This is a genomic window from Flavobacterium sp. JLP, assembly GCF_015350755.1.
In the GTDB taxonomy this organism is placed as follows: domain Bacteria; phylum Bacteroidota; class Bacteroidia; order Flavobacteriales; family Flavobacteriaceae; genus Flavobacterium.
In genome coordinates, this window is the sequence record NZ_JADKPS010000006.1 from 1 (window position 1) to 12701 (window position 12701).

The following is a 12701-nucleotide window of genomic DNA, read 5'->3' on the forward strand; positions in this document are numbered from 1 at the left end:
GTTAACAGTATAAGTTCCCTGTCCTGTCACTGAAAAAGTAGTCTGGATGCCTGGTGTCGCAGGATCCAGGTCTACTGTTGCCTTGTTGATTGTTCCGTCAGCATCAGTGTCGTTTGCCGTTACGTCGATTGTAACCGCCGTGTCCTCGTTTGTCGTTTTTGTATCGTTATTGGCAACCGGAGCATCATTTACTGAAGTAACTGTGATAAGCTGATTTGCCGTGGCAGTTCCGCCGTGTCCGTCGCTGATCACATAAGGAAAACTTACAGCAGTGGCGGAGTTGAAGTTCAAAACCGGAGTAAAAGTAATTATGCCCGAAGCCGAGATGCTTACTGTTCCGTTCGGCACAGCGATGGTCTGAACTCCGCCCGTTAGAGCTGTTCCGTTGATTGAAGTGATTGTCAAAGCATCTCCGTCAGCATCTGTATCCAGAGCAAGTGGATTCAGCGTTACTGTATTGTCTTCTGCAGCTGTATAAGCATCATTGATTGCAACAGGTAAATGATTTACTGTAGGAGTAACAGATGACGAATTATTTGTCGAAATCGGATCATATGAACTAGTACTAATTGTAGCTGTGTTCAAATAAGAGCCTGTAGCATTTACTTTAGCAACAATAGTTAATGTTACTGTTGCACCATTCGCTAAATTACCGATAGTCCAATCTGGAGTTGTCCATGATCCTGTAACAGTTGAAGCACTTACAAAAGTATATCCTGCCGGAAGAACATCTTGAACTTTTACTCCAGTAGCATTATTATATCCATTATTTTGTGCAGTTATCGTAAAAGTAACATTATCTCCAACGGTAGGAGTAGTGTTATTTATACTCATATTAACTTGTAAATCAGCCTGACAAACAGATGAATTCAAATTAACAGAGATTGCCAATATAGAACCAGTATTACCACTAGTAGCACCATTTGCTTTAAATTCCGTTAGAGATGAAGAATCTGTTTGCCCATTTGCACCTCCCAAAATTGTTTTAGTTGAAGAATCAGTTGTTGCATTAACAGAAATTACACCTCCGCCTCCGCCTCCGCCTGGTCCCTCTGCTTCAGCTCCAGTAATTAACTGTCTGCCACCGCTTCCTCCATTTGCATTTAAAGTAGTTGTATTCGCAATAGTCCCAGCTTGAATTAAAACTGTTCCTCCACCACCTCCACCTCCAGGAGCATCATTATGGGTATTATTAGTATTAGCTCCATTTTCGCCATTGGCTTGTATAGTACCTGTACCTGTTATACTATTTGTAACTACTAAGAAAACGATTCCTCCACCATCTCCACCATCTGCATTGGAAGTATTATTACCATCACCGGCTCCACCACCTCCACCAAAGAAAATTTGGCTTTGCATACTTGTTGAAGCTAAAGGTCTTCCACCTAATCCTCCTGTTGCATCTCTATAATCTCCTCCCCAAGTAGAATTTGAAACCGCTGCTGCAGGAACTCCTGTAGCTATAAAACCTGCAGGATATGATGGTCCTACAGTACACGCATTTAAGTTTGCTGATGAATAAGTATATCCTCCACTACCACCTCCGGCAGAGTTTGTTAATGCATTTCCGTTTGCTATATAATTTGGATCTAATACCCAAGCTCCAGGATTTCCACATCCACCTGTAAAATCATTCATTACACCGGCTCCTCTAAACCAATTTGCGGGATTACCTCCATTGGCACCACCTCCACCTCCAGAGTTATGAGCATTACCTCCACCACCACCATTTGCAGGTGCACCTCTTCCGTATCTTCCTCCTAAGGCTGCAGCATCATAATCTGTTCTATATCCTGCAATTCCTTCTCCTTTTTCCGCAGATAATGCCGGATCTGTGGTTCTAAAATCTGTATAAAAAGTAGCTCCTGCTGTAGAAGTTGTATTTTCAATTGTACCACCCCTAAAACCAGCTTGATTGGCATTTATCGAACTGTTATTAATAATGTTAGTAGCAAGAATTCCAACAACACCTCCTCTTCTTCTTTCTGGAGCTGATGGGTCTGCTCCTCCAAAAGTAGGTGCACCCCAAGGAACAGCAACAATAGTTCCTGGACTGGTAATTGTTAAATTAGCATATTGTGGAATTCTTATAACTTGAACATATCGAGCTGCATAGTAAGATAATCGCGTATTACAAGTTAAGGTAATAACATTACCTGAAACACTGCTTACAGTAGCCAATTCATAAGATCCGGCACCATTATAATTAGTTACAGCTCCGTAATTTATTGTATTTGTAGCATCTATAATTGCTCCCTGTGCCTGATAAAGCATGATTAAATCTCCCGCAGCTAAAGCATTAGATACGAATCCAGCGGCATTAGTAGCAAGTCCTGTATACGTAATACCATCACGATTTAATTCATTTATATTGGTTACAGTAACTGTATTTGTACCTGCTAATACATCAGCGGTAACTCTTGTGTATCTATTCAATACTGTATTGGCAACAGTGACTGTTAATGAGCCATCTTTTGTTTGCGCAAAAACGTTATTAAGAGATAACAGCAATAAAAAAATGACCAGAAATATATTCAAAGTCCTTTTTTTGATTTCCGATAAAATTTTCAAATAAGTAAAGTTCACCATATAATAAATAATTAAAATTCTTTTAAAAAAAAGCAATAAATAGCCTGTGCTTGAAATTTCAAAAATTGAAAAATCAAGCATTTCTTGTTAATTAAAAATGTGTTTATAACTTGGTATAAAACGGATAAAAGAAAACTGAATAGAACAATGATTACTAAGGATTTACAACTTCATCAACACCATTAATTCATTTGTTTTACCGCCAAAAATAGATGAAAAAAAAAAGTATGAATAGTCAATTCGGACATATTTAAAGCTTGTAATCAGTATTGTTCTTTTGAAAGAAAAAAATTATTTTTAACTCATTTTGTGTTTTTGTAAATAGTTAAAAATAAATCAGTTATAAAATATGCCATAAAAAAACAAGGAATAAAAAATTAGAAAAAAAATTAAAAAAAACTGCAAAAATATTTTTTATCCAGCTAAAAACGCGCTTCCGAAGGCAATTTGCCAAAACGCTTTTTAAAGCCAGATGCAAATCGGCTTGGGGAATCATAACCGGTTATAATCGCAATATTTTGAATGTTGATATCTGATTTTTGAATTAGCTGCATAGCAAGCAGCATATTTCGCTCTTTATGATACTGCAACATTGAAAAACCAAAAACAGTTTTGAAATTCGATTTTAATTTTGTTGGCGATGTATTTACTTCTTTGGCAATAAATTCTATCCCTACAAAAGGAAGATGTAAATTATGTAAAATGATTTTCTCCGCTTTAGCTACATTTTGGTACTCCAAATTGGTTAAAGAATTATTATCTAAAATTCGGTTATCATCAAACGAATTCTCAAAAAAATCAACCATTAGTTTAATACTCTTTTTCTTCAGACCAGCTCGTTCCGCTTCTATATCAGCACTATTTTCTAATATTTCTAAAATTTTATTAGACAAATCATGAGCTTTTGGAGCAATGTCTAACCAAGTATACGATCCTCTTTGTCCATTTAAAAATCTCATAATAGCTTTTCTTTCCTTAAATTTTTTGGAAGAAAAATTCTTATTAGCCCAATCTTTTTTGATAACAAAACTAAAAACCTTACATGCAGTACCTTCAAAAAAATAGGTAGAAATTTCCGTATCTGGCTTGCTGAATGTCCAATATGGACTTAAAAGCGTAACCTCTTCAGATCCCTTAAAAGAAAAATTATTTTCAAATAATGAATATGTAAGTAAATAATATTCGCTTAATTTATTTTTATCAAATCCGAGTTTAGTTACTATATTTTTCGTTACATCTACCTTACTCACTAAAATCCAAAATCCTTCATCAATTTTTCTATAATAAAAATCTGTTTTACAAAAAGGCGAATCTAAAAGCATCGATTGCTTTGAAGAATTATGTTTTGTTATGGGCAGTTTTAGCAAACTACTCAACATTACAGAAGGAGAATTAAATAAAAATGGTAATTCAAAAAAATCATCCTTCAAGAAAAAAAGATGTTTTTTAATATAATTTGGCCAATTATCTAAGGTCATAAAGTAAAAATAAAAATTTGCATTGGGACAATGTGTAAAACTTATAATCAAGAAATAAAAGTTTCTATTCTATATAAAAAACTTACAATATTTTCTTTTTTCATACGTACGAATTAAAAGCAGATTTGGTTTTAATTTTTTAAAAAAAGTAGCCTCATTCCTTCAACTAATGCAAGCATAACTACAAGATATTATTTTTTTTAAACCACTATTAATCAATTCTAAAAAAAAATAAATATTAATAAATCAGTACTAATTTTTCCTATTTTTTTTTAAAAAATGTATTCCCTTTCTTATTTAAAACTAATTAAGGATCGATTGGTATAATTGAGGTGCAAAGTGAAATTTTAAATTTCCAGGCACATTTCATAACTTAAAATAGTTTTCATTTCTGCTTTTTTGATGGCATTGCGTATTCGGGTTAATTTTTTTATTTTAGCTAATGCTTGGGCACTTGATCTTTCATAATATATCATGAAGAATTATAGCGGTAAAAAGCAACAAAGCCACCAATGATAGCTTCTCAGACATAAAATGCATCAATGAAATTAACAGAAAACAAAGACTTTTTTCAAACCGTTTTTAACGCTGTGTCAAACGGTATTGCTGTGATGCAATCTCTTTATAATAATGAAGGAAAAATTGAAGATTTTTCAATTCTATTCTTTAATACCTATACGCTCAACTGGACTGGCGATATAGATTATAAAAAAAAGCTATACAGTGATATTTTCCCTACAGCAAAAGAAAATGGCGTCTTAGAAAAATTTATTGAGACAGCAGAAACTGGAATTACTGCCAATTTCGAAAAATGGTATGAAGGCGAAGGCATGAAAAACTGGTTTCGTTTTAGTGCAGTAAAACAAGATGATTTATTGGTTGTTACTACATATGATATTACTGAAAGCAAACAGACCGAAATTGCGCTTAATAAAGCATTAGACACTGCAGAAAAACAAAAACGGCTCTACGACTCAATTACCAATAACACGCCTGACTTGGTTTATGTTTTTGATCTGGACTACAATTTTACTTACGCAAATAAAGCTTTACTCACCATGTGGGGTAAATCAGCAGAAGATGCTATTGGCCTTGGTCTGCGTGAAAATGGTTACGAAGAATGGCACGCGCAAATGCATGAACGAGAAATAGATGAAATTGTCGCAAATAAAAAAACAATCAGAGGAACTGTATCTTTTCCTCACGCAGAGTTAGGCAACCGTGTTTACGACTATATTCTTACTCCGGTTGTTAATGAACAAGGAATTGTTGAGGCTGTCGCGGGAACAACACGAGATATTACCGAAATAAAACAGGCTGAAGAAAAATTACAGCAAAGTGAAACCCGCTTTCGTAATATGATTGAGCAGGCGCCCGTAGCAATGTTACTCTCTAAAGGAGCAGATGTTGTTATTGAGAGTATAAACAAGCCTATGCTGAAGTTTATGAACAAAAATACAGCGGAGGAAGTTCTTGGAAAAAAAATGCTTGAAACATTGCCCGAACTTAAAGGTCAGCCAGCACTCGAAAATGTTATAAATGTACAAAAAACGGGTATTGCTTTTAGGGGAGATGAACAACCTGTTGATTTATTGGTTGAAAGTAAGATGGAGCGCCGTTATTTTAATTTCTCATACGACTTAATTAAAGAATCAGGAGAAACTTCTGCAGTGTTGCACATGGCTTTAGACGTAACCGAGCAAGTGCTGGCGAGAAGAAAGTTAGAAGACAGCGAGAGCAGACTGAGATCAATGATCGACCAAACCCCGTGTCCTACATTGGTGTTAAAAGGCGATGACTTGGTCATAGAGCAGATAAATAAACACATGCTTGGAATGATTGGCCGTGGAGAAGAAATCATCGGAATGCCGTTGATTGCTGTTTTGCCAGAACTTGATGGACAATACGTTTGGAGTCAAGTTCAGAACGTTTACAACAAAGGGATTCCTTTTGATCAAGCCGAAGTATTGGTAACACACAATCGTACTGGTGAAATAAAAGATTATTATTATAATCTTGCCTATCGTCCGTTAATTGAAGACGGCAAAATAACCGGCATGATTCAGACAGCTGTTGATGTTACAGAGCAAGTAATCTCAAGAAAAAAATTAGAAGAGAGCGAAAATCGTTTCCGAGCTTTGGTAAATGCCTCATCAGATGTGGTCTATCGTATGAATGCCGATTGGACTGTTATGCGCAATTTAGAAGGGCGAGGCATTCTTTCTGATACTGGAGACCCAATATTCAACTGGATGGATAAATATATTCATCCCAAAGATCAGGAAAAGGTTATAAAAGCTACTATTGAAGCCATAGCAAATAAAAGTATTTTTGAACTGGAACATAGGGTTTTAAATTCAGACGGTACTTTGAGCTGGACTTTTTCAAGAGCCATACCTGTATTTGATGATCATGGGAATATTATTGAATGGTTTGGATCTGCAACCGATATTAGTGCTCAAAAAGAGGTACATGAGATTATTAAGGAAAGTGAAGAAAAATTCAGACAGCTTGCTGATCTTGTACCACAAATTATCTGGACAGGCAATCCCGATGGATTTATTGATTATTATAATAAACGTTGGTATGAGTATACCGCATTAAATGAAAATCAATTTGGAGATCCTAGCTGGATTCCGCTACTCCATCCTGATGATGCTGCAATTGTAACTGAATTTTGGTACAATAGTGTTCAAAAAGGCACTTCATATCAAATTGAATTACGATTAAAAAATGGAAATACTGGTGAATACCGCTGGTTTTTAAGCAAAGCATTACCAATTAGAGATAAATCCGGAGTGATAACGAAGTGGTTTGGTACGTGCACAGACATACATGAACAAAAGACCATTACTGAAAAATTAGAAATTCTTGTGAATGATCGTACTAAAGAATTACAACGATCAAATGAAGATTTACAGCAGTTCGCTCACGTTGCATCTCACGATTTAAAAGAACCTGTTCGAAAAATAAAAACGTTTACCAGTCGTCTGGAAGATCATCTTAAAGACAAATTAGACGAATCTGCAACGAAATTTATTGATAGGATTCATGTTGCTACAGATCGTATGTTCAACATGATCGATGGTGTTTTGGCATATTCTAAAATCAACGCAGATTTGCAAAGTCCAACGTTGGTTGATCTGAATGATGTTATAAAAAACATTGAAACCGACTTGGAAGTAGCTTTGCAAAAAACAGGCGGAAGAATTTATCATGATAATCTCCCAACGATTGAAGGAGCATCAGTATTACTGTATCAGCTTTTTTATAATCTGATCAATAATTCTATTAAATTTGCAAAATATGGTACACCATCACAAATAAATATATCCTCAAAAACAATAGTTGAAAAAGAGATAGAATTTGCAGTAATTACCTTAGAAGATAATGGAATTGGTTTTCAGCCCGATCAAGCAGAACGCATCTTTGAAACCTTTACCCGACTCAATTCTAAAGACAGTTACGAAGGTACAGGATTGGGACTATCACTTTGTAAAAAAATAGTGGAACGACATGGAGGAACAATCAGTGCAGTTGGCAATCTAGATAAGGGAGCTACATTTATTATAACACTCCCGATACAACAAAAAGAAAAAGATATTTAGATATGGATAAAAAAATAATTTTATTAGCTGATGATGACATGGACGACACTGATATGTTTCGTGAAGCATTAGTAGATATTGATGAAAATATTATTTGCCACATTGCTGATAATGGCAGTGAAGCATTGAAAATACTCAATGAGCTGGATGAAAAACCTAATCTTATTTTTCTAGACCTCAACATGCCTATTATGAATGGCTGGGATTGTCTTAAACTACTAAAAAAAGATAAAATTTATCAGGATATTCCTGTGATTATGATCTCAACTTCTTCCCACAAAAACGATATCGAAACGGCTGCAAGCCTAGGTGCCATTTGCTATTTTGTCAAACCCAACAGCTACAATAACTTGAAGCAAATCTTGCAATCAATTACTGCAAATCTCGGAGCTGGATTAAAAAGCGCTATTGATAATCTCCAGAAAAGTCAATCTGAGAATATTTTTGGGTTTCATTAGATTACTTTAGAAAACATAAATAAAAAAGTTATCCTTGTCAAAGTTTTAAAACTTTGACAAGGATTTAAAAAAACAAAACCTTTGTTCCTTTGCCACTTTGAGCCTTTGAACCTCTAAAAAAAATCAATCCGGATTCGCTAAAATCTTAAACAACTCCGCATTCGAAATGTAAAACTGATTTTCGATTCCGATTTGAGACAGCTTTGCACTTACCAGATTATTCTCTCTAGAATTAATTAGGAAGATTGAGCTTTCGCCAAAAGAAAACAATTTCTCCTCTGAGTTCAGCATCGTCAAATAATCCTTTACCAAATTATCAATCACATTTTTTTGTCTTTTTAAAGAGGCAATTTCAGTCTGCTGTGCTTTTATTTTATTTTTAAGTTCTAATCTTTGCTGATCAATATCAAACTTTAAATCCTGAATTTTAAGTTTCGCCATTTTTAAGCTTCCTCTCTCCTTTCGTAAGAAAATCGGAATGCTGAAATCGACATTAAACTTATAATCATCGGCGTTAAAAGAATCAAAATAAGAAGGTTCAGAAATATAATTGTAACCCACATTTAATTTTGGAAGAAGCGAATTTGCTTTAAGCTGCCTGTTGACTTCCAGCATCGACATTTTGGTTTCTAAAGCCTGAATTTTAGGATGTGAATCTAATGTTTCTACATTGACCATCATCGCATCAGTTCTTAGTGTTTCTTCTAAAGTCAAAATTAGATTTTCTTCTGGCTTAACCATTTCATCCAATTCGACCGGAACATTTTCAATCCATAAATAATTGGAGAGATTCAATTTAGCTTTAGCCAATTTTAAATTTCCATTTTCTACATTCAATTCTCTGTTTCGAACCGTAATTCCGGCCTCAACGCTGTCAATTGATGGAGAGTCTCCAAGTTCTATTAATTTTTTTACACCTTGAAAACGCGTGCTTGCAAAACCTAAATATCTTTTGTAAAGCTCGGCTTCATTATAACTTTTGCGCCATTCAAAATAAGCTTCACTGGCTTTGTACAAAACTTCGATTGCTCTTAGTTTTCGCTGTGCGTCGCTTAATTTTAACTGCAATTTTCCTTCTCTTACATCGGCCATACGCTGGTTTATAAACATTCCCTGACCTAAAGCAACGCTAATTCCTAATGAAGTTAATCCAGCTTCTGGCGTACGATTCTGCGGATTGTAATATTGCCCATCGGTATCATCAAAACCGGCTTTGATCTCGATTCCATACCAAGTCGGAATTTTAAAACTGCTGTTTAAAAGCGAATAATATTCTGTTCCCTTAAATTCTTTTTTACTGTAGTCCACTTCAATTTTTGGATCAAATCCGCCACGCGCAACCATAAGCGCTGCCTGAGCATTACTTAATTCTAAATTGGCCTGTTTTACCAACGGATGGTATTTTTTTACATATCCTAAATACTCGCTGTAACTGAGTTCTTCCTTATTAAAATCCTGACTGTAAATGGTCGAAAAGCCGAATAAAAACAAAAAAGAAAACAATCTCACCGCATCTTTCAAATTATTTTTTCTCTTTTCCATTTTTAACATCTTTTTCATCTGACTTATAATAATTTGGTGGAAAACCATTTAAATTTCGCCATATTTCATACCATACCGAAACGGTATCTAACAAAGCAATACTCTGTGCTCCTGCTCCAATACTTAGTTCTTTTGGCCATTTATGATCCGGACCATCAGGCGAAACTAGAATTCGGTATTTTCCGTTGGCACTAATAAAGTTTTCGATTGCCACTACTCGACCGCCAAAAGTTCCGTACGATAATCCCGGCCATCCAGAAAATACAATTCTAGGCCATCCGTCAAACCAAACACGCACTTTTGCACCGCGATGCACCAGCGGAAGATCGATAGGATCAACATATGTTTCAACGGCAATATCATAACGAGACGGCATGATGCTTACAATAGGAGTTCCTTCTTTGATCGTTTCACCGAGACCCGCCAGTAAAGCACGGTTTACATAACCGCTTTGAGGCGCCGTGATATAATACAACCCATTTCTTAAACTATAATTTACATATTGATTCTGCAATTTATTTACCTGCGCTTTTGTATCGTACTGTGTGCTTAAGGCTGTGAATTTGTCGCTTCTCGATTTCGAAATTTTTTCAGCATATTCAGCTGTAATTCGGTTTATTTCGACTTTAGCATTGATCAATTCATTTTTACTGCTCAACAATTTGTTTTGCTGTGTAATGATATAAGCTTGAGATTCCTGAAGTTTTAATCTTTTTTGTTCTACATCTGAAAGCGGTTTTAAGCCTTCTTTATTTAAAGCTGCCGAACGATCAAATTGTGTATTGGCAATTCTTAACTGCGTTTTTACCGCTTCAAGATCCATGCTGTCACTTTTAATTTTCAAGTGAGCTTGTTTTATTTTATTCTGAGCCTGCTGTAATTTTAATTCTCTTTCTGTGTTAAGCGACTGCGCTTGAACATCGAGAGAATTTACTTTATCTCCATACGATTCTACGGCCATTTTTTTTGCATCAACCTGATCTTTAGTGTTTCCAACCAAATTAGGGTCTAAATAATCTTCTTTAGTTTCAGAAATAAATAAGATCGTATCGCCTTTTTTTACGTAATCACCTTCTTTTACAAACCATTTTTCAATTCTTCCTGCAATAGCATTATGCACAGTCTGTGGTCTTTGATCTGGTTTTAAAGTCGTAACTGAACCGCTTCCAGAAATATTTTGTGTCCACGGAAGAAAAAGACACGCAATTAAAAAAATCAAAAATCCAACTATGACTCTGTTTAAAATTTTATAATGCGGTCTGCGGGCCACGCTGGTGATAGAGGCGTATTTCCCCGGCGTAATAAGTATGTTATTATCTTTAGATATATTGAGCATGATTAAAGCTTTATGTCGTTAATAATTTTTCCATCATCAATCGTTATCATACGGTCGCATTTGTTCTTCCAAATATCATTTTTAGAAGTTACAATTACCGTCCAGTCATTTTCTTCAGAAAGTAAAAAATCGACAATTTTACCCGAAGTCAATTCGTCCATTTTATCAACTGGATCTTCAAGGAATAATATATTAGGTTTGTGAACAATGCTTCGCGCTAAAAGAATCTTCTGAACATCTGAAGCTGAAAGTTCGCGTCCGCCGGGATGAATCTGATGTTCCAGTCCATTTGGGAATGTTTTAATATCTGCCGTAAGTGCTACATTATCTAAAGCCCATTTTAAATCATCATTTGTGATCGCTTCATTACCAAAAAGAATATTCTCCTTAATGGTTCCTGCAAAAAGTGTATCGCCCTGTAAAAAAGTGCCCGCTTGAGCTCTATAGCCATCTTCATCAAGACGATTCATGAAATTATCGGTTACATACATTGCACCGCTTTCTGGTTCAAGCAATCCGGAAAGCAGTCGTAATAAAGTACTTTTTCCCGCGCCATTTGTTCCTCTCAATATTATTTTTTCGCCTTGAGATATTTTCAGGTTAATGTTTTTTAGCGATTTTTTATTATGCTCCGGATAGTTGTAATTTATGCTATCGGTTTCGATTGTAATGCCCGTTTCGCTTACCGCGGATGTATGAGGAATACTTGAAATTTCCATATCAGTAACCTGACCAATTTTTTCTACTGATGTCAATACATCATAAAAAGATTCTAATCCGAAGATGATTTTTTCTACCGAATTGATCAGCAATACAATTACAATTTCAGCAGCTACAAACTGCCCAATGTTCATTTGATGGTGAATTACCAGAAAACCACCAATCGACAACAGGGCAGCCGTAACAATAACTTTAAAAACTGTAAGCTGAATGTATTGTTTTTTCATTACCTGAAAATGCTTCTCACGGTAGTTTATATATTGGCTTACGTAGCCATCATTTCTGTTCAATGCATATTCGAAACCGCCTTTTCTGCGAAAACTTTCGCGATTGCGCGCTATTTCCTGAAGCCAAGCCGCTACTTTATACTTAAATTTAGATTCGTTAAGACTCGTTTCTAATCCATCTTTGTATGAAAATTTAAAAATGACATACAGAATAACGATAAACAAAAGACCGATTACGGTAAAAAAGGAATGGTATAAAACCAATAAAATAATACCCAAACCAACCTGAAGAAAAGCAGTACAAAAGTCTAAAAGAAGTTTTGCAGTTCCTTTTTGAACCATCAGCGTATCAAAAAAACGGTTTGCTTTTTCAGGAGCATATTCAGAATACATTTCTTTAAATTTAATTAAAGGCATTCTGTAAGCAAATTCAAATGAAGAACGCACAAAAATTCGCTGTTGCAGATTTTCTACAATTCGCAATTGCAAAATAATCAAAACACCGCCAAACCCAACTCCGATTGTAACCAAAAATACAAGCACAATCCAAGAAACGCTAAGCTGTCCGCTTTGAATAAAATTAATAATCGCCTGAATTCCTAAAGGCAGAGAAAGGTTGACCAAACCAGCAAAAGCAGCATAAAATATAATTTGATATACGTCGCGCTTATCCAGTTTGAGTAAATTGTAAAATCTTTTTAATGGTGTCATGAATTATGATAAATACAAGATTAATAGATTGA

7 protein-coding genes are annotated in these 12701 nt (G+C 35.2%); 2 read left to right on the forward strand and 5 right to left on the reverse strand.

Annotated elements, in window-relative coordinates:
* Together IRZ83_RS14370 and IRZ83_RS14375 are read right to left on the reverse strand one after the other, a co-directional pair.
* The coding region (locus tag IRZ83_RS14370; protein ID WP_194569804.1) for an Ig-like domain-containing protein at window positions 1-2538 on the reverse strand (2538 nt) is incomplete at its 3' end.
* A 473-nt stretch (window positions 2539-3011) separates the two neighbouring features.
* Complete coding sequence (locus tag IRZ83_RS14375; RefSeq protein ID WP_194569806.1) at window positions 3012-4067, reverse strand: helix-turn-helix transcriptional regulator; 1056 nt, start codon at window positions 4065-4067, stop codon at window positions 3012-3014.
* A gap of 542 nt (window positions 4068-4609) precedes the next feature.
* Here IRZ83_RS14375 and IRZ83_RS14380 point away from each other — a divergent pair.
* Together IRZ83_RS14380 and IRZ83_RS14385 are read left to right on the forward strand one after the other, a co-directional pair.
* On the forward strand, window positions 4610-7675 hold the full coding sequence (locus tag IRZ83_RS14380; RefSeq protein WP_228520702.1) for a PAS domain-containing protein: 3066 nt from the start codon (window positions 4610-4612) through the stop codon (window positions 7673-7675).
* 2 nt (window positions 7676-7677) lie between these two features.
* Complete coding sequence (locus IRZ83_RS14385) at window positions 7678-8133, forward strand: response regulator (protein WP_029272895.1); 456 nt, start codon at window positions 7678-7680, stop codon at window positions 8131-8133.
* A 123-nt stretch (window positions 8134-8256) separates the two neighbouring features.
* On the opposite strand, the gene IRZ83_RS14390 is transcribed toward IRZ83_RS14385, so the two are convergent.
* From IRZ83_RS14390 to IRZ83_RS14400, 3 genes are read right to left on the reverse strand one after another with little or no spacing between them, the layout of a single operon-like run.
* Window positions 8257-9675: a TolC family protein gene (locus tag IRZ83_RS14390; RefSeq protein ID WP_194569808.1), complete on the reverse strand. Its 1419-nt coding sequence runs from the start codon at window positions 9673-9675 to the stop codon at window positions 8257-8259.
* Entirely contained in the window at window positions 9656-11011 is a 1356-nt protein-coding gene (locus IRZ83_RS14395; RefSeq protein WP_194569810.1) for an HlyD family secretion protein, read from the reverse strand. Before IRZ83_RS14395 ends, IRZ83_RS14390 begins: the two co-directional genes overlap by 20 nt.
* 2 nt (window positions 11012-11013) lie before the next feature.
* Window positions 11014-12669 carry a peptidase domain-containing ABC transporter gene (locus tag IRZ83_RS14400; protein WP_029272892.1) on the reverse strand — a complete coding sequence of 552 codons (1656 nt, stop codon included), beginning with the start codon at window positions 12667-12669 and terminating at the stop codon, window positions 11014-11016.
* Between the last annotated feature and the right edge of the window lie 32 nt (window positions 12670-12701).

What these genes read in the sequence shown, in the direction of transcription:
- IRZ83_RS14395 (WP_194569810.1), bottom strand. Translation starts at nt 11,011, where the DNA reads ATGCTCAATATATCTAAAGATAATAACATACTTATTACGCCGGGGAAA.
- IRZ83_RS14390 (WP_194569808.1), bottom strand. Translation starts at nt 9,675, where the DNA reads ATGGAAAAGAGAAAAAATAATTTGAAAGATGCGGTGAGATTGTTTTCT.
- IRZ83_RS14385 (WP_029272895.1), top strand. Translation starts at nt 7,678, where the DNA reads ATGGATAAAAAAATAATTTTATTAGCTGATGATGACATGGACGACACT.
- IRZ83_RS14375 (WP_194569806.1), bottom strand. Translation starts at nt 4,067, where the DNA reads ATGACCTTAGATAATTGGCCAAATTATATTAAAAAACATCTTTTTTTC.
- IRZ83_RS14400 (WP_029272892.1), bottom strand. Translation starts at nt 12,669, where the DNA reads ATGACACCATTAAAAAGATTTTACAATTTACTCAAACTGGATAAGCGC.
- IRZ83_RS14380 (WP_228520702.1), top strand. Translation starts at nt 4,610, where the DNA reads ATGAAATTAACAGAAAACAAAGACTTTTTTCAAACCGTTTTTAACGCT.